Annotated in this window: 22 protein-coding genes; 3 read left to right on the top strand and 19 right to left on the bottom strand. The window is 42.5% G+C overall.

What is annotated here, in order from left to right; genetic code table 11:
• Position 1: 1 nt before the first annotated feature.
• Both rbbA and GQS54_RS06285 read right to left on the bottom strand, forming a co-directional pair.
• Entirely contained in the window at positions 2-2,785 is a 2,784-nt protein-coding gene (gene rbbA / locus GQS54_RS06280; RefSeq protein WP_166423165.1) for a ribosome-associated ATPase/putative transporter RbbA, read from the bottom strand.
• Entirely contained in the window at positions 2,785-3,798 is a 1,014-nt protein-coding gene (locus GQS54_RS06285; RefSeq protein WP_240919846.1) for an HlyD family efflux transporter periplasmic adaptor subunit, read from the bottom strand. The genes rbbA and GQS54_RS06285 overlap by 1 nt, the downstream gene beginning before the upstream one ends.
• A 335-nt stretch (positions 3,799-4,133) precedes the next feature.
• On the opposite strand from GQS54_RS06285, the gene GQS54_RS06290 reads away from it, so the two are divergent.
• Complete coding sequence (locus tag GQS54_RS06290; RefSeq protein ID WP_166423167.1) at positions 4,134-4,733, top strand: Yip1 family protein; 600 nt, start codon at positions 4,134-4,136, stop codon at positions 4,731-4,733.
• Positions 4,734-4,932: 199 nt separating this feature from the next.
• Here GQS54_RS06290 and purF read toward each other — a convergent pair whose 3' ends face one another.
• The 17 genes from purF to GQS54_RS06375 form a co-directional block, all read right to left on the bottom strand.
• Complete coding sequence (gene purF, locus GQS54_RS06295) at positions 4,933-6,450, bottom strand: amidophosphoribosyltransferase (protein WP_166423168.1); 1,518 nt, start codon at positions 6,448-6,450, stop codon at positions 4,933-4,935.
• Between the two features lie 13 nt (positions 6,451-6,463).
• Entirely contained in the window at positions 6,464-6,952 is a 489-nt protein-coding gene (locus GQS54_RS06300) for a CvpA family protein (protein ID WP_166423169.1), read from the bottom strand.
• Between the two features lie 136 nt (positions 6,953-7,088).
• A complete protein-coding gene (locus tag GQS54_RS06305; RefSeq protein WP_166423170.1) occupies positions 7,089-7,688 on the bottom strand; it encodes an SPOR domain-containing protein in 600 nt (199 codons plus the stop codon).
• A complete protein-coding gene (folC, locus tag GQS54_RS06310; protein WP_166423171.1) occupies positions 7,685-8,965 on the bottom strand; it encodes a bifunctional tetrahydrofolate synthase/dihydrofolate synthase in 1,281 nt (426 codons plus the stop codon). The genes GQS54_RS06305 and folC overlap by 4 nt, the downstream gene beginning before the upstream one ends.
• A gap of 15 nt (positions 8,966-8,980) precedes the next feature.
• Complete coding sequence (gene accD / locus GQS54_RS06315; RefSeq protein ID WP_166423172.1) at positions 8,981-9,829, bottom strand: acetyl-CoA carboxylase, carboxyltransferase subunit beta; 849 nt, start codon at positions 9,827-9,829, stop codon at positions 8,981-8,983.
• A 137-nt stretch (positions 9,830-9,966) separates the two neighbouring features.
• Positions 9,967-10,758, bottom strand: a complete 792-nt coding sequence (truA, locus tag GQS54_RS06320) for a tRNA pseudouridine(38-40) synthase TruA (protein ID WP_166423173.1) — start codon at positions 10,756-10,758, stop codon at positions 9,967-9,969.
• Between the two features lie 197 nt (positions 10,759-10,955).
• On the bottom strand, positions 10,956-12,305 hold the full coding sequence (locus GQS54_RS06325; RefSeq protein ID WP_166423174.1) for a sigma 54-interacting transcriptional regulator: 1,350 nt from the start codon (positions 12,303-12,305) through the stop codon (positions 10,956-10,958).
• Complete coding sequence (locus GQS54_RS06330) at positions 12,302-12,925, bottom strand: hypothetical protein (RefSeq protein WP_166423175.1); 624 nt, start codon at positions 12,923-12,925, stop codon at positions 12,302-12,304. Before GQS54_RS06330 ends, GQS54_RS06325 begins: the two co-directional genes overlap by 4 nt.
• Positions 12,922-14,328, bottom strand: a complete 1,407-nt coding sequence (locus GQS54_RS06335) for a HAMP domain-containing sensor histidine kinase (RefSeq protein ID WP_166423176.1) — start codon at positions 14,326-14,328, stop codon at positions 12,922-12,924. Before GQS54_RS06335 ends, GQS54_RS06330 begins: the two co-directional genes overlap by 4 nt.
• 114 nt (positions 14,329-14,442) lie before the next feature.
• Positions 14,443-14,709: a hypothetical protein gene (locus tag GQS54_RS06340; RefSeq protein ID WP_166423177.1), complete on the bottom strand. Its 267-nt coding sequence runs from the start codon at positions 14,707-14,709 to the stop codon at positions 14,443-14,445.
• Positions 14,710-15,169: 460 nt separating this feature from the next.
• Positions 15,170-15,619 carry a TerB family tellurite resistance protein gene (locus GQS54_RS06345; RefSeq protein ID WP_166423178.1) on the bottom strand — a complete coding sequence of 150 codons (450 nt, stop codon included), beginning with the start codon at positions 15,617-15,619 and terminating at the stop codon, positions 15,170-15,172.
• 96 nt (positions 15,620-15,715) lie between these two features.
• On the bottom strand, positions 15,716-16,762 hold the full coding sequence (locus tag GQS54_RS06350) for an ABC transporter ATP-binding protein (protein WP_166423179.1): 1,047 nt from the start codon (positions 16,760-16,762) through the stop codon (positions 15,716-15,718).
• 30 nt (positions 16,763-16,792) lie between these two features.
• Positions 16,793-18,430: an iron ABC transporter permease gene (locus GQS54_RS06355; RefSeq protein ID WP_166423180.1), complete on the bottom strand. Its 1,638-nt coding sequence runs from the start codon at positions 18,428-18,430 to the stop codon at positions 16,793-16,795.
• A 34-nt stretch (positions 18,431-18,464) separates the two neighbouring features.
• Positions 18,465-19,481, bottom strand: a complete 1,017-nt coding sequence (locus GQS54_RS06360; protein WP_166423181.1) for a Fe(3+) ABC transporter substrate-binding protein — start codon at positions 19,479-19,481, stop codon at positions 18,465-18,467.
• 78 nt (positions 19,482-19,559) lie between these two features.
• Entirely contained in the window at positions 19,560-20,009 is a 450-nt protein-coding gene (locus tag GQS54_RS06365) for a GNAT family N-acetyltransferase (RefSeq protein WP_166423182.1), read from the bottom strand.
• Between the two features lie 9 nt (positions 20,010-20,018).
• Positions 20,019-21,665 (bottom strand): fused response regulator/phosphatase, encoded by a 1,647-nt coding sequence (locus GQS54_RS06370; protein WP_166423183.1) that lies wholly within the window; start codon positions 21,663-21,665, stop codon positions 20,019-20,021.
• A gap of 23 nt (positions 21,666-21,688) precedes the next feature.
• Complete coding sequence (locus GQS54_RS06375; protein ID WP_166423184.1) at positions 21,689-21,994, bottom strand: STAS domain-containing protein; 306 nt, start codon at positions 21,992-21,994, stop codon at positions 21,689-21,691.
• 134 nt (positions 21,995-22,128) lie between these two features.
• Between GQS54_RS06375 and yciH the strand changes: the two genes are divergently transcribed.
• Entirely contained in the window at positions 22,129-22,449 is a 321-nt protein-coding gene (yciH, locus tag GQS54_RS06380; RefSeq protein WP_166423185.1) for a stress response translation initiation inhibitor YciH, read from the top strand.
• A gap of 30 nt (positions 22,450-22,479) precedes the next feature.
• Positions 22,480-23,280, top strand: a complete 801-nt coding sequence (locus GQS54_RS06385) for a response regulator (RefSeq protein WP_166423186.1) — start codon at positions 22,480-22,482, stop codon at positions 23,278-23,280.
• The last annotated feature ends 27 nt before the right edge of the window (positions 23,281-23,307 follow it).

Here is a 23,307-nt window from a genome sequence, read left to right on the forward strand (position 1 = left end):
CTTATTTTTCCTGCTTCTTTAAAAACAGCGCGGTAATAATAATAAAAATTGGCCCAAAAAGCGCGAGAACATAGATATCTGGCATAAGATCAAAAAGACCCAAACCCTTGGTAAATGCCGCGACACTTAGGTGCATATAATAAGTTGCGGGCCACATGGTGCCAATCAAGAAACCTCCCCCTTCTAGAGTAGACGTTGGCTGGATCATGCCTGAAAACATAACCGTGGGTAAAAGAGCAAAAACTGAGGTGGCGAATACGGCAGCAACTTGCGACTTGGTAAGAGTAGATATCAATAAGCCAAACCCTGTAGCGGCAAAAACATAAAAGAATGCCCCTAACGTTAAGCCTATAAAGCTACCCTTTAACGGCACCTGCAACAAAAACACGACCAACAAGGTTAAGGTAACGAAATTAATCATTCCAATCGCGATATATGGCAACTGCTTACCCAGTAAGAACTCGATTCTCGTCGTTGGCGTAACAAAGAAGTTGGTAATAGTGCCAATTTCCTTTTCACGAGCCATACTCACTGCCATCAAAATTGCCGGAAACAACAACAGCAACATAGCGGGCGTTTTAGGCCCAATAGAATAAATTGTTTCAAAAGAAGGGTTATAACGATATCTAGGCTCTATATTGACGTTAGCAGCAGCACTAGCGTCTATGCCAACATCAGTAGCCAATTGAATTATATAGGAAAGATGCACTCCAGAAACATAGCCAGCGATAGTGCTCGCCCGAGTCGTGTTTGCGCCATCAATCCAGGCTGAAACGGATGGCGTCTCACCCTTTTTCAAGTCACGACCAAAACCCGAGGGAATTTCAAGTGCCAAGGTAATTTCATTAGACTGCATTCTACGCTCTAATTCTGCTTCGCTGTGTATTTCTGGCCGTTCAATAAAATAGTGGGAGCCTTGAAATTGACTTAAATACTCGCGACTTTGTGGCGTTTGATCATTGTCAAATGCGGCATAACTTAAGTCCTCAACATCAAGAGATATACCATATGCGACAACGATCAGCAGAAGTGCACTGCCTATAAATGCGAATGTCAGACGCACTGGATCGCGCATCACCTCTTTTATTTCTCTATAACTATAAGCAAAAAGTCTTTTAAAACTAAAGTGACTTGGATTAGCTTTATCGCCCTTAGTCTTGTTCGGATCACCTGCCCCGCTAATCTCGCTCACAATCAGCTCATCGCTGTCGGAAGTCTTCTCTTGTGTCTCATCGGGGTTATCGCCAATAGCGTCTTTTAAATAGCTAATAAAAGCCTCTTCAAGAGAAGATGCGCCTTTGGCTTCAACTAAATGTTGTGGCTCATCATATACCAATACCTTACCGGCATGCATAAGTGAAATACGATCGCAGCGCATCGCTTCGTTCATAAAATGTGTGGAAATAAAGATAGTGACTTTGTCTTTGCGGGACAGCTCTACAAGAAGTCTCCAAAAGACGTCTCTAGCGACAGGATCGACCCCAGAGGTGGGCTCATCTAAAATAAGCATTTCAGGTTCATGGATCACCGCAACAGCCAGCGATAAGCGCTGGCGGATCCCAAGTGGAAGCGCTTCTGCTTTGGTATGCATTTGCTGCTTTAAACCAAAACGCTCAACGAGTGTATGAATTCTTTGCTCGGTTTTTTCAGGTGTCAAATGAAACAATCGCGCGTGGAGTAGCAGGTTGGCTTCTACGGTTAACTCCCCATAGAGCGAAAACGCTTGAGACATAAAGCCAACCCTAGTCCGTGTTTGCAAATCATTAGCATCCACGGGCTTACCAAATAGAAACGCTTCCCCACTAGATAGCGGCAAAAGCCCTGTGAGCATTTTCATAGTTGTGGTTTTACCACAACCATTCGAGCCTAAAAAGCCGAAAATTTCACCTGCTTTTATTTCAAAACTAACGTCGCTTACGGCCGTGAAATCACCAAAACGTCGCGTGATCCCTTTGGCGACAATGGCGGGTTCTCCCTGATTGTCTTCCAAGGCTGGGATCACTAATTTAGTGCCATTTCCACGCTTTTCAGCTGGCAATAACGCAACAAATGCACTTTCAAGATCTTCAGTCTGGGTTTTACTTTTTAATTCTTTAGGGGTACCAGAAGCCAGCACATTTCCCGCATCCATTGCCACTAACCAATCAAATCCTTCGGCTTCGTCCATATACGCGGTTGATACAATGACGCTCATAACCGGGCGTTCAGAGCGAATTTTAGCAATCAAATCCCAAAACTGTCTGCGTGATAATGGGTCAACACCTGTGGTCGGCTCATCTAAAATAAGTAGGTCTGGATCATGAATAAGTGAGCAGCAAAGCCCAAGCTTTTGCTTCATCCCCCCAGACAACTTACCAGCAGGACGGTTTAAGAACGGCCCTAACCCAGTCGCTTTAGTTAATTTGGCAATCCGAGTTCTTCGTTCTGATGAATTTTGCCCAAACAACTTAGCAAAAAAATCGAGGTTTTCTTGCACACTAAGATCTGAATATAAATTTTTTCCCAACCCTTGGGGTAAGTAGGCAATTCGGGGACCAACCATATTACGGTGAGACGCCTTAGCCATATCCCCACCAAAAACCTGTAAGGACCCTTCTTGAAGTTTTCTGGCACCTGAAATTAGCCCCAATAATGTTGATTTACCCACTCCATCAGGTCCAAGCAACCCGATCATCATACCTGTCGGGATGTCTAGTGTGACATCATCAACAGCCAATACATTATTGTAACGATGAGTAATGCCCTTGAGACTAGCGAGCAAAGGTGCTTCTTCGGCCATTCCCATTAGCGCTCACTATCAGTTTCAAGCTTATAATTGGCTGGTAATTTTTTAAGAAAGTCAGGCCATTCTGCTGCAGGTTCTCCGTCAATTGCTGAGAGCCGAATATACGCCACTCCTCTTACACCTGTTTTCACCTTATCAATATGTTGTAACACTAGTTCTTGAGGAATACGTACTTTAACGCGAAACATAAGCTTTTCACGTTCGGTAGCAGTTTCAACCTGCTTTGGCGTATATTGCGACTCAGGCGAAACAAAACTCACTTTTGCCGGTATGGCAACGTCAAGTACATCCAATTTCACTCGAGCTTGAGCCCCAATTTCAATACGGTGGGCTTGTTCTGTCGGTAGAAATATTTCCATGTAAACGTCAGATAAGTCAATTAAGGTCAGCACTTTTCCGCCACTTCCTAAAACTTCACCCGGCTCGGCCAAACGATACAATACACGTCCAATTGTCGGGGCAAAGAGCGTAGCATCGTCTATCTGGGTTTGAACTTCTTCGACCACCGCTTTGGCAGCATCTACACTGCGTAAGCGCGATATTTTTAATGCTTCAGCCGCGTCTACGTTAGCATTTGCAACCGTCACCGTGCTCGCTCGGGTGTCATAAGTTTCTTTACTGATATTATTTTGCTTAATCAACTCTTTCGCCCGCGCAAGTTCTTGTTCAGCAAGTAATTTTTCAGCTTTAGCTTGGGCTATACCAGCATTTGCAGACGCAACTTGACTTTGCGCACTTGCTACATCAGCTTCATACCGAAGCAACTGTGCATGTAGTTGATTAGTATCAATTTTAGCTAGTTTTTGTTGGGCTTCTACCAAGTCACCTTCGAGGGCATAAACCCCCTCCACTCGACCGGCAATTTTAGTCGATATATCAACTTGAACAGCTTCAACTCGACCATTCCCGGATGCAAAGCCAGCATCTATTTCTGGCGCTTGAAAATATTGCCATGCAAACCAACCCACGGCGATTACCAGTAAAATCATTATCAGTGTAAGTATCTTTTTCAAGCTGCCATCCATTGTTTACATTTTCATTGTACGTGCTATTTACTCTACTTTAAGTTAATTACAAATTCACTTAATGACGTGAGTCAATTAATTGTAATGTCGTGACATAAAAAACTAAATTTACTTCAATAGTGACATTTCTATTTTTTTCGATAGTAAAACTAAGCCGTTAGCAACAAAATCCATATCTAACCCGAAATAAGCTTTATCTACGATTGTACGTGACTCTAATACTAAGGTAGAGAGCGAAAATTGTTGACGAACTAACCAACCTACAACAGAATGAGTGTTAATTAGTTGTAAATTCATTGTTAAAACAAACAGCGAGTAACGATATGATCCTGAACCATCTATGGGGTTTATACGCCCACCCGAAAGAAGAATGGCAAAGTATTGACAGTCGACATGAAACCTATTTTTATAGCTTAAGCCACATTGCGCTTATTTCCCTTATTCCAGCCATTATGACTTATTACTCCACAGCATATCTTGGTTGGAGTATAGGGGTGGGAGATATTATCAAGCTTACAAAGGAAAGCGCCGCAATAATGAGTATCGGCACTTATCTTGGTCTTGTGGTTGGCGTGCTAGCCCTGTCGGTGTTAGTCCATGAATTAGCCAAAGCGTTCGATTCGACACCTACTTATACACAATCTTTAGAGTTAGCGGCCTATACTGCTACACCGTTATTCATGGTGGGGTTTGCTGCTTTTTATCCAGTTCTGTGGTTTGTGATGCTTGTTGGTTTAATAGGTTTAACTTATTCGGTGTATTTGCTTTACACAGGCACCCCAATCCTGATGCACATCCCTGAAGAAAAAGGCTTTATCTATGCCAGTTCAGTGGTGACCTCTGGTTTGGTTTTGCTGACTATTTTGATGGCCGCTTCGGTTATTTTGTGGAGTATGGGCATGGGTCCAGTATTTACCGGATGACAGTTTAAAGCGTAAAGTGGTTACTTTACGCTATTAACAGATACGAAAAAGCGCTGAAAATAAAGTGCCTCTCAAAAATTGGAATATCCAACTATTAGAGGCTCTTTAAAATTAGCGCTTTTTTTACAGTTCAATTATTTTTGTACAAGAGCAATGTCAAATTACCAAGGAAGTTATTTTTTCCTGCTTCGTTAAAACGCTAATCTTGTTCCATATTGTGCATTTCAAGGTTGCTTAATTCGGTCTGAATCCCAGCATTTTTTGCACCTTCATTACGCAGTGTATCAATTCGCTCTAAATAACTTTGATCAACATCGCCGGTTATATAATTACCGTCAAATACCGATGTTTCAAATCGACCAATTGATGGATTAAGCTCTTTCACGGCATCAATCAAGTCACTGATATCTTGAAAAATAAGACCATCGGCGCGAATTAAATCACTGATTTCTTCAATTTCACGCCCGTAAGCAATAAGTTCATTAACCGACGGCATATCAATACCGTATACATTAGGAAAGCGAATTTCAGGTGCCGCAGAGGCAAAGTAGACTTTCTTAGCTCCTGATTCACGAGCCATATCAATGATTTGCTCAGACGTTGTACCCCGTACAATAGAATCATCCACTAATAAAACGTTCTTACCTGCAAACTCTGAACGAATAGCGTTTAATTTACGGCGTACCGATTTACGACGCATCGTTTGACCAGGCATGATAAAAGTCCGACCGATATATCGATTCTTCACAAAACCTTGTCTATAGGGCAAGTTAAGCTCAAGAGAAATCTGTAATGCGACATCTGTTGATGTTTCAGGAATAGGTATAACCACATCAATATCTAAATCCGCCCACTCGCGGGCTATTTTTTGGCCTAATTTACGACCCATATTGACGCGAGAAGCATAGACAGAAATACCATCGATAAATGAATCTGGACGTGCAAAGTATACGAATTCGAAAATACACGGGGCATTAATCGCTCCGTGGGCACATTGTTGAGTGTACAGCTCACCATTTTCGGTAACATATATGGCTTCGCCTGGTGCTACATCACGAATAAAGGTGAACCCAACTGCATCAAGGGCGACGCTTTCTGAGGCAACCATATACTCATCACCAAATTCTGTTTTACGCTTACCCAACGCCAATGGACGAATGCCGAACGGGTCCCGAAAGGCCAGCATACCATTACCAATGATCGCAGCGACCACAGCATAAGCGCCACGTATCTTATTATGAACAGTTGTAACAGCAGTAAATACTTCTTCAGGTGTCAGCGTTAAACCTTTACAGTTATTTAACTCATGAGCGATGATATTGAGCAGTAATTCAGAATCAGAAGTCGTATTAATATGACGCTTAGCAATACGAAAAACATCATCTTTTAACTCGTGGGCATTGGTTAAGTTACCATTATGAGCAAAAGCAATACCAAAAGGTGAGTTAACATAAAAGGGTTGAGCTTCCGCAGAACTAGAGCTACCAGCGGTGGGATAACGAACATGACCGATACCGAACTGTCCGGTTAAGCGTTTCATGTGGCGAGTGTGAAAAACATCACGCACAAGGCCATTATCTTTACGAAGATGAAATACGCCTTCATCTATGGTGACGATCCCAGCGGCATCTTGCCCCCGATGTTGTAACACAGTTAATGCATCGTACAACGATTGGTTTACAGGGCTTTTACCTACGATTCCGACAATACCACACATGAGAGTTACCTTTTTATACGGGTTGGATAAAGCTTGAGTTGCCTTGCAAATATTGAAAGAACCACTCTATAACTAAACTGAATTCTGGAATAAGTAATGATGTTTTCCATCCGTTTGCGTCCGCTAATGGCGTAAACGTATCGAGAAAAAAGAGTAAAGCGCTAACGATAAGCACCCCACGAAGAACACCAAATATTGCACCTAAAGCGCGATCTGTGCCCGATAGGCCAGTGTAGTGAACTAGCTGAGAAATTAAATAATTGAGTAACCCGCCGAGGATCAAGGTTACAACAAAAAGGATGGCTATGGCGACCCCATTACGTATAGTCTGATCATCAATGCTCGTCAGATAGGTCGCAAGGTCAGCATAGAAGCGACTGGCAATAAAGAAAGCACAAAACCAGACAGCTAACGAAATAGCCTCTTTAACAAAACCGCGTACCAAACTGATAACGGTGGAGAGCAGAATCACGCCGATGATGGCGTAGTCTATCCAGTTCATATAAATTGATAAATCCGCTGGTGAAGCATAACGTGGCCTAAATACTTAACGCACACGCCATGACACTAAATTCGCGCGCATATTACCAAAACTCAGGCCTAAAATCTTGCTAATTTTTGCTTTAATATAGAATAGATCACTGAACGGTAAACGGTGTTACGCGTCCTTTTAAACGTGTTAGCTTAGTTAAATCAGCGACAGAACTGTCTAGCCGCTCTTTTTGCAAGTCAGGCCCTACAAACACCTTAGTCAGTATGCCACTGCTGGTATGCACAGGCCTAGAAAACGCTCGATAACCGCCTTTTTTCAATTTATCAAGCAACTCATCTACATTCTTTTTATCTCTGAATGTACCCAATTGTACTACCCAACCAGCGCCTTCCAGAAGTGCTTGGCTGGTCGATGGTTTATCCGCGTACTCTTTCTTCTCTGGGGAAGGAACTGCTTGAGCTGCACTAACGGATGCCGTTGCCGTATTTATTTCATCAGCAGGTAATTGATCATCAATGGCCTTATCGTCCACAATCTCAATATCCCGGGAAGCTAAATTGGCGACTTCCTCAGTGGAGAAACTAGCGGGTCTTTGTACAGTTTTAACAGCAGGTCGATCGGGTAATTCTACAAATAACTCTTTTTCGCCCTGTTTTTTACCATTTAATAAATCCGGTAAAAAAATGACCGCTATCGCCACAATAATAACAGTACCTATCAATCGGTTTTTTAACGCAGATGTCACTCGCCTATCCCTTCATTAATCAGCTTAAGAATGTCTGATACGGTAAAAAATGAACCAAAAACAACAATCAAATCATGTTCATGCGCCATCGTTTTGGCTTTTTGATATGCGTGAACTATCGAATCAAACTCTAACACTTTTTGGTTATCGTCTAATATCGATTTAATCTTAGAAGCGCTTGCTCCTCGAGGCACATCAAGCGAGCCCAACATCCACTGAGCATCCAATTCTATAAAACTTGCCAAGCTGGCGCGAATGTCTTTGTCTTTTAACATGCCAACAACAAGATACAAATTGTCATAGGCGCGCTGGCGAATTTGGGTAAGTAAATATGCGGTTGCATGCGGATTATGTGCAACGTCCACCATGACAGTAGGAAACTGAGCAATAATTTGGCAACGTCCTGGTAAGCGAGTTAACTCGATCACTTGGGCTAATTGTACTTCGCAGAGTTCTAGTTTAAGCAACTGAATAACCTGCAGCCCAGTGGACACATTTTGCACCGGAATATGTGGAACAGGCAAAGCGGTATAACTTACCTGCGTATTGCGCCAATCTAGCTGGTTTTTGCGTAAATGATACTCAAAGTCCTGATGCTGCCAGTACGCATCAGCGTGAAAACGCATCACAGCGTCGACAAGCCCTTGATATTTCACTGGCTCACCAATAACGACAGGGATACCATCGCGCATTATGCCAGCCTTTTCCGCCGCCACTAGCTCTTTCGTATCTCCTAGCCAATCTTGATGATCGAGATCAATACTGGTGATCACGGCAATATCAGGAGAAACGACATTCACCGCGTCTAAACGACCACCCAGTCCCACCTCAAGTAGTGCTATTTCTACCTTAGCATCACTAATCAGTTTCAGGCCTGCTAATGTCCCAAACTCAAAATAGGTCAGCGGTATATCCCGTCGCGCGCGCTCAACAGCTTGAAAAGCCAAGCAATGAGCAGCTTCGTCAGCATCGTGACCTTGAATGCGAACCCTTTCGGTATAGTGGATTAAATGCGGTGAACTATATACTCCTACACGTTTACCTGCAGTTAAGCATGCTTGTTCAAGAAAAGCACATGTCGTACCTTTGCCATTTGTACCCGCAACGGTCACCACAGTTTGAGCAGAAAACGAAATATTGAGCCGTTGGTAAACTTCAACAACGCGCTCAAGACCCATTTCTATGTTTTTAGGATGTAATACGCTGAGATGATCAAGCCAATCATTTAAAGACCAAGCCTCAATATTTGAGGCTTGGATAGGGGATAATATCGTCATTAAAGTCGTGCAGGGTTATACGTGTTGATGATGTAATTTAACTAACATACTGTGCAATCGGTCGCGCATTTCACGGCGGTCGATAATCACGTCAATAGCACCTTTTTCCAGCAGAAATTCACTACGCTGAAAACCTTCTGGTAAAGTTTCACGTACAGTTTGCTCAATGACACGAGGCCCCGCAAAACCAATTAGCGCTTTGGGCTCAGCAACATTCACATCCCCTAGCATAGCTAGACTTGCTGATACTCCGCCCATAGTAGGATCGGTCATTACTGAGATATACGGCAACCCTTTTTCGCTCATTTTCGCAAGTGCGGCACTGGTTTTAGCCATCTGCATCAATGACAATAAGGCTTCTTGCATACGGGCACCACCACTGGTCGAAAAGCAAATCAATGGCATATTGTGCTCTAAGCACGCCTCAACAGCTTTAACAAAGCGCGCCCCAACAACTGACGCCATTGATCCGCCCATAAAAGCAAATTCAAACGCAGCAACGGCTACCGGCATACCTTTCAACTTGCCTTTCATAACCACCATTGCATCTTTTTCATTGGTTGCTTTTTGTGCGGCTACCAGTCGATCTTTATATTTTTTGGAATCTTTAAATTTAAGTAAATCTTTTGGCTCTAGATCTGCACCTAACTCCGTGCGCTCGCCTTGATCCAAAAATTGATTCAACCGAACTCGTGCAGAAACACGCATATGATGATTACACTTAGGACAAACACCCAACTGCTTTTCTAGCTCAGTTTTATATAATACCGCATCACATTGACCGCACTTAGTCCAAATACCTTCAGGTACGTTACTTTTAGTGGGTGATTTAGTACGCGGTAATATCTTTTCAATCCAACTCATTAATTTAAACCTTCTTTGGCAATCATATCGTTGATTTTATTAGGCATACGCAACGACTGATACTGTATTTAATTTTCTAGACACATCTAATCCGTATTAAAACACAGATATCGAAAGTTACGAAAGTAAAACTGGTCTTAGAAGTCATCAGCTAAGAACAATGGCCCCATTTTCAAACGTGGAAGCTCAAACGCGTCAGGGTAAGTAACATGCACTAAATAGAGGCCATTTGGCAAAGCGGTGATACCCGCTTTTGTTCGGTCTTTCACCTCGAGTAATTCATCTATCCATTCAACAGGCTGTTCTTTATGTCCGATAGCAACGAGAGTCCCCGTAATATTACGCACCATATGATGTAAAAAAGCATTAGCCTTTACATCAATCACAATATAGTCGCCCATGCGTTTAATGCGAATGTGCGACATGATACGCGTGGCGGTTTTAGCCTGGCAGTTCACTGCTCTAAAAGAACTAAAGTCGTGTTTACCCACTAACTTTTGTGCAGCTTGATGCATCAGATCATGGTCAAGATCCCCATAAATATGACTTACACCATTGGCAAAAATACCGCTGCGCAAGGTGCTGTTATAAATGATGTAACGATAGCGTCTGGCTGTTGCTGAGAACCGAGCATGAAAATCGTCAGGTACAAGTTTGGCCCAACGCACCGATATAGTGGCAGGAAGGTAGGTATTCACTCCTAGCGTCCAAGCGCGGTCAGGGCGCTGATTAGTGGTATCAAAATGAACAACCTGCCCTGTTGCATGAACACCTGCATCAGTGCGGCCAGCGCAAGTGACGCGTATAGGTTCATTGGCAATACGCGTCAAGGCTTCCTCTAAGTGTTGCTGCACACTTATTACTTCATTTTGCCTTTGCCAGCCATGGAAGCGGGCACCATCGTATTCAACCCCTAACGCTATTCGCATCGACTTAATTACCCCTTTAATAAATTGTTGCGTATTGTAAGGCAGGAAATAAAAATGTGTAGTACTAAAACGAACTGGTATTTATCTAACGCCCTTAAAAAATAGTTTAATTAAGGTGACAAACAAAAAATGGTGACAAACAAAAAACGCGAATAGTATTATTCGCGTTTTTATTATTCAGTACTTAAGCAACAAAATTATTCATGTTTAAAATCAGTTGAATGCAAGTCGTGCTTTTTCATTAACTTGTGTAAATCAGTTCGGTTACGCCCAGCTATTTCTGCCGCTCGAGTCACATTACCGTCGGTCATTTTAAGTAATTTAAGCAGATAGCTCTGCTCGAAGGCATCCCGAGCTTCAGTTAAAGTCGGCCACTTTTGCTCAGAAGTAGAAAGTGCCTGTTCGACCAAATGCACTGCAATAACTGATGTCTGAGTTAATGCCACACATTGCTCAACCACATTGACTAATTGACGAACATTCCCCGGCCACAATTCCGTTGTTAAAAGTTGCATTGCATCATCAGAGAAACGGCTAACTCGTACTTCATGGCGTTCTGAGCTTTTCTTCAATAAGTAACGCGCAAGTAATGGAATATCTTCTGAGCGCTCCCGTAAAGTTGGCAAGGTTAAATTCACCACGTTTAAGCGATAGTACAAGTCCTCGCGAAAGTTACCCTCACTCATCTCATGAGATAAATTTTTGTGGGTCGCTGAAATGATGCGCACATCTACAGGAATTTGTTTGCTGCTGCCAACAGGACGTATTACTTGCTCTTGTAGTGCACGTAAAAGCTTAACTTGTAGTGGCGTAGGCATATCCCCTATTTCATCTAAGAATAAAGTTCCGCCATCGGCTTCACGAAATAACCCTTGATGTTCATTTATCGCGCCGGTGAATGCGCCTTTAGCGTGTCCAAATAATTCTGACTCAAGTAAATTTTCTGGCAAGGCACCACAGTTAATCGCCACAAACGGCTTATTTGCACGTTTACTGGCCTTGTGAATTGCATTCGCTAACAATTCTTTTCCTGTTCCGCTAGCGCCACTAACCAATACACTAACGTCGCGCTGAGCTACCCGGTGCGCTTGGTCCAATAGTTGCTCCATTTGCATGGAACGGGTGATAATTTGTTCCCGCCACGCCCCTGTTTGTGATCCCTGGCTTTGGCTTACCGCTTTGGCTAATAGATCGCGTAACTCAGTGTGATCTATTGGCTTAGTAAGAAAGCCAAATACCCCTCTTTGGGTAGCCTCTACCGCATCCTGGATTGTGCCATGAGCAGTCATCAAAATCACAGGAAGGTCCTTGCCCAAAGACATAATCTCTTCAAACAAGCTTAAACCATCTAAACCTGGCATTCTGAGATCGCTTAACACAGCGTCAAAATTTTGTGTATTCATTAGACGTAAAGCTTCTTTGCCACCTTCGGCACTTTGCACACTGTAACCTTCACCTTCTAAGCGTATGGCCATCAGTCGTAACAAACTCTCGTCATCATCGACAAGCAATATCTGTGGCTTTAACGACGCTTCAATTTTACTCACTGAGGATCTCCTTTGGCGTTGTCCATAATCGATGCTTCAATTTTTAATAGCTGTTCGATTTGGCTGCGCTGTTGTTCAATTCGTTCTCGTTGTTGATCAATTTCATTTTGCTGCAGTTCAACGCGTTTATCTTGTTCTTCGACACGAGTAGAGTGCTCGTCATTAATTTTGCTTAACGTAACCACTGCAGATTCAGACTCAAGTAACATTTGACTCGGGTTATAAATCATCACACTGAGGATGTCTTGCATGCCACCATCAAGGTCTTTAATAAGACTTAGTGCCCAAGACTGAGATCGTAATTTGTCTTGATAAGGAGTGTCTTTACCTTGGCAAAGTAAAACTTTACGTAATTGGTCATGAGGGGTTTCAGTTAGAAGAGCAATTTCGGCTTTTCGCTGTTCCCATGTCATCTCATCCCCGTCGAGCCAATAACTCAACCAATAATCAATATCACAATTATGTTCGACTGACGCATCAGGGGATTGATATAAACAGAAGGCTCTTTGTTGATTATTGCTTTGTTCGACATAATCGATATCGTTTTCAGGAACCAATTTACAACCGGATAAACTTAGAACGAGCAGGCTTACCCCTGCTTTTATTATATTAGAACTCATTGTTTTTTCTCATTTAAAGGGATTGATACGCGGAAACACACATCCGCGTAATCCACATCGACAATTTCGACCTTACCACGCATCATACGCGCACAATCGGCAACTATCGACAACCCCAACCCGGATCCGATAATACGATCATTGCGCTTACCACCTCCACGGTTAAAAGGTTCAAATAAAATGGCTCTCTGCTCCGGTGATATTTTTTGCCCTCGATTTGCCACATCTAATACTTGTACATGCTTGTGTTGATACAATTTAATGTTTATTGGACGACCTTTACTACCATGAGCAATGGCATTAGACAGCAGGTTATCAAGAATTCGACGAAACAAATTGGCATCGGCATACACTTGCGGTAATTCAATTTTAGTATCAAGTTCATGCTTATTTTGTTCTAAAGCTAATCGGTTATCCGTAATAAACTCATCCATTAAGGACGCAGTTTTAAGCCATTGAAAATCAGGTTTGGCTTGTTGCAATAATAAGTTGTAATCAAGCAACTGCATAATCAAGGTATTCAAGCGGTCAGTGCTACTGTTGAGTAATGACATCACTTCCATCTGTCGCTCGTTAAGCTCCCCTACTACTTGCTCTGTGAGCAATGAACAACCTTCTTTGATACTCGCCAGCGGTGTTTTGAGTTCATGAGAGGCGTGACGCAGTAATGCATGACGAAGATGTTCCAATTGCGTTAAACGGTCGGCGAGACGATGTAACTTACGCTCAACTAAAATAAGTTCTTTGGGCCCTGAATTAGAAATTTCTGGTAATTCATCTTCTTGCTGAGAAATCGCTTCGATCACTCGCTCTAGCTTGCGCACGGGACGCAATATCAGCTGACTACCGAACATAATCAACAATAAGCTAATACTGACTAGTAACGCGGTTAACCACGCTTGCGTTTGTTGCACCGAACCGACATAAGCTTGACGTTTTTTAATTCTGTCATCCAACAACGAATCAACACTTTGACCCAGTTCAGTCAGCGCACGTCGAAATTCAGCCAATTGAGCATCAAGCAGCAATTGATCACTCAATCTGTCATAGCTTCTAAACCACGCTAAGCGTTCGGTTAATACGCTACATTCTTGTGAGTAATCAAGTTTAATACATAAATTGTTTAGCGAGTCAGTGAAACGTTGAACGTACTTATCGGACAATTCTTTTAATTCTTCTTTGTCAAGCACATGGTATTGACGTATTAGGCGTTCAATATCCACCGAAAAACTTTCTAAGCTATTAACTTGGCGGACCATAGCAACCGAGAACTCCGCCTCATTGGTAGCGATTTCTCCCATTCGTCCTAATGTAATATGGCTATTCCATTGCAGCACCACTAACGGCACAAGTACAAGGGCAAAGCTGACTAAAGTTAGCTGGCGTAACGATCCAAGCTGCATTGGCAATCCTATCAATCTAATCCTTCCTAATTCGCCAGCATAATAACAAAAGGTTGAGACACTAGGCAGTAAATATCCGCGCGTGTTCCGCGTTCACTACTACGCTAAATCAGTTCAATTCAAGCCATGTCCATGAGATCGTCGTATTTGTACGCTAGATAACTCATGGCGACTAATAATGCCATCACCATTAACATCTATATGACTAAACGACTCTAGAATAAAAGGATCGGCGACGGCTTCTTTTATGGATATTTGGCCATCAGCATTTTTATCGAGACGCTGTAAAATGTCGTCCTGTGACTGATAAGGAGTAGCCAAAGCAACATCAGTTAACAAACTTAAGGAAAGGGCAATAACTAGAGGAAAAGCTCGTTTCATGTGATTAATATCCGCTGTGTCAAACTAAAGTTGGATTTATTGAAAATAATTAAAATAGCGTCCGTGCCTTGCAGATAGCGCAGCCCGTAAGCTCAACTTAAAAATGATAAGAGTCATCAGTCGCAAACGCTATTGCAGCCAATGACCGTTGTAAATTTCATCTTTACCATTTTCACCGTACTTGCTATCCATGCATAACTCTCGAGGAACCAGACGAGAAAAGCACGATTACGACCTTGGTATAACAATAATTGAGCCACATGCGCAAAAACCATATAAATCATATGGTTAGACTGAATTCTAAAAATGCGTAGAACGGCAAAATATTAATTGTGTCTGAAATAAAAGACAGTACTGATGACCAGCGAAGCAGCGGGGTTGAATCGTGCAAAAAAAAACCAACTATGGGAAAAGAGCTCCTCTTTAAGTGTCTTTAATTAGCAACATTAAATAAATAGACTTAAAGCTGTCCTGATGCGGCAAGCTTGCTTTGAATAAACAGGCTGTGAGGTACATAGAGTAAATCGGCAATTCGTCGGATCAAGTGCTCTTCCTCGGGATCCAAGACATCGTCTGCATAAGCTATCTTCCACAGGCCATCAATTATACCGCGTTTTTGACCAAGAGAGCTTCCATCATTGATAACACGCGTAAACTGCGAGAAATCCACCGCTTCTGCAGCTTTGTTTTTCGTTAATACCAACAAATCAGATAACTGACTCTCATCTAATGAGAAATGAGTACGTAATACCTGCTCGTATGCCTCTTCTTCTTGCACATTTAACTCGCCATCAGCCCGCATTAATTCATACAGTAAAACGGCAGTCGCAACTTCTCGGCTGCTATCTTGACCTGATTCTGCGTCTTGACGCGTGACTTCCTCAAACCAATTAACTAACTTTTTAATCATTAGCTTTCCTCTTTAAATACTTAAGCAAACCTATATCTAGCGACCTTTTATGCAAAAACAAGGTTAGGTCAGTCAAGTATCGGTAAAGTGCTACGTTTATACGTTAAACAGCACCAAATGCTTCAAGTCTAGCCGTATGCCGATACGCTCACCTAACGCATGGTCGTGATGGCTCGGGGCGAGACATAACACTTTGGATGCAGGATCGTCGTTCAGAGCAAGTTCGTACAAAATATGCGCTCCTTTGAAAGCACGAGCGATGACTTTAGCCACGTTAGTGCTGTTATCGTCATGCACAATATCATCTGGGCGCACCAGTACATCCAGTGAGTGTTCCAAGGCAAACTGTGCAGATTGTACTTTCGTCATTGAAAAAACGCCGAGCTTGGTTTCAACATAGTGGCCATCAATAACGTTGCCAGGCAACAGCGTGCCTTGACCAATAAACTCAGCAACGAATTTATCTACGGGTTGATGATAAAGTTGATAAGCACTCGCCCACTGCAATAACCGCCCTTCCCTTAACACCCCAATATTATCCGCCATTGCGAATGCTTCATGCTGATCGTGGGTGACTAATAATGCACTTGTACCTTCGTGTTTAAGAATACGCCTAATGTCCTGGGCTAAGTCTTCTCGCAGTTCAGCATCAAGGCTGGAAAAAGGCTCGTCTAGCAACAATAAGTCGGGGCGAGGAGCAAGTGCTCGCGCTAAGGCAACTCGTTGTTGTTGTCCTCCGGACAATGAATGGGTGAATCGTTCACTGATATCAGGTAACCCCACCAATGCTAATAATTCATTCACCCGTTGAGACTTTTGTTTAGCAGTTTTGTGTTGTAAACCGAACGCAATATTTTGTCCGACGTTTAAGTGCGGGAATAGTGCAAAATCTTGGAAAACAACCGCCACTCTTCGACGCTCTGGCGAGATATGCTTATCAGGGCTAGCCACTTGGACCCCCCTAAGCTTAATTTCACCGTGAATGATCTGCTCGAAGCCGGCTATAGCGCGTAATATTGAAGTTTTGCCGCAACCCGAAGGGCCCAATAAGCAGCCAATCTCACCACTTGCTAGCGAAAAAGAGACGTTGTTCACCACCACTTTATCGTCATAGGCAACACAGATATGGCTTAAATCAAGCATAAGTATTCAACCGCTTAGCAACAGATAATTTCATTTTTTCTTACTCGATTCGAGAGCGCGAGTTAACAAGAAAACCGGCAGTAGACCAACTAACACGATAGTAATAGCGGGCACTGCGGCATCTTGCAACCGCTCTTCAGAGGCCAGTTCAAAGGTACGAACAGCCAATGTATTAAAATTGAATGGTCGGAGAATAAGCGTAGCTGGTAGCTCTTTAAGTACATCCACAAAGACCAACAATATTGCACTGAGTACACTGGCGCGTAACAACGGTATATGAATTTTTCTTAATACACCGAAGGAAGATAAGCCCATCGAGCGAGCCGCATCGTCCATGCTCGGCTTTATGCGTTGCAAACCAGCTTCAACATTATGTAACGCTACCGCCAAAAAACGGACTGAATAAGCTAATAATAAGGCAACCAAGGTGCCCGAAAATATCAAGCCAACACTGGTATCAAATACATACTCAGTGAAGGCATTCAATGCATCATCAGCAGCGCTGAGCATTAACATAACGCCTATCGCAATAACTGTACCGGGAATAGCATAACCTAGACTTGCGAGTTGAACTTGACTGGTAAGCAACCAATGTTGGTGTAAACGCTTAGCATAGGCAAAAAGCAAAGCTAGTCCAACCGCGATTAACGCTGCACTTGCCGCCAAATAAAAGCTGTTCCAAATAAGGTGGATAAACTGTTCGTCCACTTGAGTGGATACACGGTCAAGCGTCCAAACACTTAATTGCACAGTCGGAATAATGAAACCGAATAATACCGGTAACAAGCACAGCAAAGTAGCCCAAACGCGTTTTATTGGTGACAATGATACGCGCTTACTACTATGGTGCGTTTGTCCTTGATGAAAGTACTTCAACCGTCGTCTAGAATGTTTTTCGAGTAATAATAAGACCAGCACAAAACTGGTCAATACTGCCGCCAATTGTGCAGCCCCAATGGCATTCCCTAAACCATTCCAAGTTCGAAAGATGCCGGTAGTAAACGTATTAATACCAAAGTATTGCACTGTGCCATAGTCGGCGAAAGCTTCCATCATAGCCAGTGCAGTGCCCGTTAAAATTGCAGGGCGAGCTAATGGGAATGCGACTTTGCGGAAATACGCGGCGCCGCTCACGCCCATACTACGACTTGCTTCATAAAAACTTGCAGATTGTTCACTAAAAGCAGTACGGGCGAGCATATAAACATACGGGTACAACACCAGTGATAACATCACGACAGCGCCGCCTACGGAGCGTACATCGGGAAACCAATAGTCATGATAAGTCCAATTAAACGTATGGCGAAGCTGGCTTTGAATAGGTCCTGCCACATCGAGCATGCCTGTGTAGGTATATGCCAATATGTAGGCTGGCATCGCCATTGGCAGTAAAATAAGCCATTGCAGTGTTTGCCTGCCAGTAAACTCATATCGCGCTATTAACCAAGCCAAACTTGTACCTAACAATAACGTTAACGCACCGACGCTAAAAGCAATCAATAATGAGTGGTAAACATAATCACTTAAAACAGTTTCATAGAGGTGGTGCCACAATTCGTATTGAGGCACAAATAGACTGGCAAAAATTAATAAGACCGGCACTGCCAATAACAAGCTAAAGACAGTAACAGCCCATATCCACGGCTCGCGCCAGTTAGATCTTTTCAAAAGAGAGAAATCTTATATAGATTTAAATAATAGCTTACTTCCAGCCTGCCTTATCCATCATCAGTACGGCTTGACGATTAAGCTCACCGACTCGAGAGAGGTCAATTTGTTCGGCCTTGAAATCACCAAAAGACCTTAATACAGCACTTTGTTTGACTCCTTCACGCAATGGATATTCGTGATTTGTTTTAGCGTACCAGACTTGTGAATCTTCTTGCAGCATAAAGCTAATGAGCTTTTGGGCTGAGGCTAAATTAGGAGCGTATTTGCTTATCACCGCACCGGAAATATTCACATGAGCCCCTCGGTCTTGCTGGTTTGGCCAAATAACCTTTACTTTGCTAGCCGTTTCTCGCGTTGCTTCGTCATCGCTACTCGCCATACCTGCTAGGTAGTAGGTATTGGCAATAGCAACATCACACTGTCCCGCAACAACGGCCTTAATTTGATCTCGGTCTCCACCTTTTGGTGTGCGTGCAAAGTTCTTCACAAAATCGTTCAACCAGGACTGAGTTTTCTCTACACCTTGTTGCTCAATCATCGCCGCAACCATAGACTGATTATAAATATTGCTCGAAGATCGCACACAAACTCTGCCGCGCCATTGCTTGTCAGCTAAGTCTTCCATGCGAGTCAATTGTGTTTCGTCAACCCGCTGCGGCGCAACCATCATTGGCCTGGCGCGAAGTGTGAAACCTATCCATTGACCGTCAGGATCGATATAATTGCGCGGGATCAGTTTGTTTGCCCCTTCAGTTTCAATTTTTTGGGTCAACCCTTGTTCTTTCGCGCGATAAAGCCTGCCTACATCAGTGGTAATAAGAATATCAGCAGGACTGTATTTACCTTCACTTTTTAAGCGTGTAATTAACGCGTCAGCATTACCGGTCACCAGATTTACCGAAATACCCGTAGTTTCAGTAAACGTATCGAGTAATGGTTTTATTAACGCTTCTTTGCGCGCCGAATACACATTCACTTCTTGTGCACTGGCTAAAGAAGCCACAGAAACACAACTAACCAATCCAATCATCTTTAGAAAACGCTTCAAACTCATAACCTGTTTAAATTTTGTGTACCTATAATCCAAGCTTACCCTAATTGAGAATTGTTATCAATTAGATTTAGGCTATTTACCTTCATACATGAGGTAGTGGCTTTCATGCATATCCAATGCTTCGTAGGTACGTTGGGCGACACGATTTTCACGTTCTACGTACAAACGATATCCACACACGTTTTGTGCTTTATCACCAAGAGACTTCACTTCATTATACAGCGCACTGTAAAGACCCTTACGGCGGAATTTAGGAACGATATAGACGCTTTGTATCCACCAAAATTCACTGTTACGCCAATCGCTCCACTCGGTGGTTACCATAAGGCTGCCTACCACTTGACTGTCAACTTCAGCAACCAAATAGAAGCCTTTACTCACATCATTTATCAGGTTACTGACCCCCAAGGTCAATGTGTCACCATCAAGTTCCATATCTTCCGTTTCTTTAGCCATTAACTGATTAAAGTTCACCAATGCATTGATGTCGCTTACTTGAGCTTTTCTGATAGTTGTTAGCATTTTTATACCTTATACATTAAATATGACTTCCACTACGTTGCCGCTACCTAGGTAACGTACGGAATCTGATAACTCTGTTACGAGTTGAACACCACGCCCGAAGGGATCCCCAATTTCTGTCTGAATTGAATAAGATTGATGATCGAACCCTTCGCCAGAATCACACACCATAATTTTCAAGAGCCTTTCATTCGGTGTATAGGTGACACTAAGTGTAATTTGAGCATCCTTTAACTGCATTAAACGTAGCGCCCTTAATGCAAAATACGCTTCGAAGCCATCTGAGGAATGTTTTAATTTTGAATCTAGTTTTAGTAAGCCATGATCCAAAGCATTGTTGTATAATTCGCTGACGACAGTGAATAACCTTGCGTGTAAAGCATACATACCAATTTGACTACACACCATATTAATCACACTTTGAACAGGCTCGCCTTTTCTAATGGTCTCTACACTCATCTCAAAACGCAGTTCGAAAGGTACAGGCGCGATAGATTGGCTGTGTTCAAGTTTTATCAATGATTGGCATGTGTACGACACACAAGTGAGATCATCTAGAGGTGCGACCCCCTGACTAAAGTCCCCAATCCGCTGAAAAAGCTCATCTACGGTAATATTTGATCGCTGCGCAATCCATTTTTCAATCTGTTTTTCGCTGAGCATATTATGCTCAACATCCATAATTTCGATAAGCCCATCAGAAAACGCCAGTAAACGATCACCGATAACGGTTTGGCATCGTTGGGTATCTCTGTCCATCTCGCTCGCATCTAATATCCCTAACGCCATATGCTGAGATGACAAACGCTGAATAACTTTGCCCTTTGAGTCAAGAAGCAGCAAGTCTGGCATACCGCTATTCCATATTTCAAGCTGCGTTCCACCACTGTTGACCTGCACGATAGCTGCAGCAAAAAACATATCCGCTGGCAGCAATTTAAGTAGAGTATCGTTTAGCGTATGCGCCATTTCAAGCACCGAAAGGCCCTTACTTGCCATCGTGTGAAACGCTTGTGAAACTGGCAGCGCGCCAATGGCAGCCGCAAGTCCATGACCAGTGAAATCACCAATAAGATAGTATAAACCACCATCTGGGGCAGCACAAAATAGCAGTAAATCACCATTAAAATCTGTTGCGGGAAGCAATTTAAAATCTAAATAGGGTAATAATTTATGATCATTAGTGACTGCGTTTGAAAAAATATGTTCAACTATTTTGTGTTCGCGTTCTACTGCATTGCGATAAAAGATTAATTGTTGATTTTGTAGAAATGTTTTTTTACTCAGCTCTCGCGTACGAGCATGTGCACTAATTTTGGCAGCGAGAATCGTTTTATTAAATGGTTTTGCAACAAAGTCGTCCCCCCCCACATCCAAACATCGGCTTAAGCTTTCTTCATCATCTAAAGCGGTGATAAAAATTATTGGAAGGTAAATGTCACCAGCCTGCGCTTTAAGCAAAGGTGCCACCTCGAAGCCACTCATGTCTTCCATCATCACGTCGAGCAAAATTAACTCGGGATCAATTTGTTTCGCTAAGCACAGAGCGTCACCGCCACTTTGAGCTTCGTAGCAATCAACATACCCTTTTTGTTCCAACATATGGACTAATAAAAAACGGTTAAGAGGGTCATCATCGACAATAAGAATGCGCATTAAAATTAAGTCACAAAGAGGCGTTAACTAATTAAAAATTTTTTATCAAAGCGCGCTATTTGCAAGATTTTGAGTACTTGGGGACGCGTATTGATAATCTTAAATATAGTGACTTGACCAGATAATAATTTTTGCATATTCAATAACATGCCTAAGGCAGAGCTATCCATATAAGCGGTTTTATGCAAATCGATAATGACCGTTTCAACCTCATCGATATCAGTAGAGAATGCAATACGGAAATCCTGCACCTTGCCGAAATCGAAGATATCATCGGCCACGACAGTTAATTGCTTTTTGTCAGCTGAAAATTTTCTTTCCAAACTCATACTTTACTCCATATTACCGCTCTACATTGCTGATGTATTAAATAGCAGTTTGTTTAATTTGCCTATAAAGATTGTCTTTTTTTTAATAGAATCAGATTTTTATATTATCTATTCAAGTCAAAGCGAAAATCAATATGAGTCAAAATGATCTTGTTTATAGCACCGACGGTGGAAGAATTCCTGCTCAAAAGGCGCAACTTGCTCGACCTAAAACTGATGGCATAATCCGAATTCGTCGCGAAACAAAAGGACGTAAAGGCAAAGGGGTCACCACATTGTCAGGTATGGATATGGACGCAACGAAAATTAAAGCCTTGTGCACAGATTTGAAAAAAATGTGCGGTACAGGTGGGGCTGTAAAAGACGCCGTAATAGAAATTCAAGGTGATAATAGAGACAAGATAAAACTCGCTTTAGAAAAACGTGGCTACACCGTGAAGCTCGCTGGCGGTTGAGTCATTGACCAATCTGACAAGAAGGTAACTATGCAGAATATTTTGTTAGCAGACTTGAGTATTATTTTAGTCGAACCATCGGATACTCAACGAAAAATAATCAGTACTTTACTGCTCAACGAGAATGTAAAAAATGTCTTCGCCGTGAGCAACGTTAAAGAAGCTATTGAGGCCATTGATCAGCAAGGAAGTGATTTGGTCGTCAGTTCAATGTATCTCGAAGATGGCACGGGGCTCGATATTCTAAAATCGATAAAACAATCACCGATACATTGCGCCCTGCCCTTTATGCTTGTATCCAGCGAAAGTCGCTCACGTAAACTAGAAGAGTTTAAACAAGCGGGGGTGGCAGCTATATTACCTAAACCCTTTAATACTGAACATTTGTCCCGCGCACTCAAAACCTCTTTGGACTTAATTAATACTGAAGAACTAGAGCTGAATTTATTTGACGTACGTCAAATTAGAGTGCTTCTTGTCGACGACAGTAAATTAGCTAGAAACCACATTAATCGTGTATTAAAAGGTCTGGGGATTGAACAGATTATCGAAGCCGAAAACGGCGCAATGGCGCTAACAATACTTAAAGATAATACCTTCGATTTAGTGGTCACTGATTATAATATGCCTGAAATGGATGGTAGGGAATTATCGGAGTTCATTCGATTTAACAGTGAAACCTCTCATCTACCCATCATTATGGTGACCTCAGAGTCAGTCGATAGTTTGCATATGACCAACATACATCAGGCCGGCGTAAACGCCTTATGTGACAAACCGTTTGAAGTTGAGCAAGTCAAAATGTTGCTTAGTTCCTTATTAAACGAATAAAATTGATATAGAAACATAAACTTTTAA

The sequence above is a fragment of the Paraglaciecola sp. 20A4 genome (assembly GCF_011378905.1).
In the GTDB taxonomy this organism is placed as follows: domain Bacteria; phylum Pseudomonadota; class Gammaproteobacteria; order Enterobacterales; family Alteromonadaceae; genus Paraglaciecola.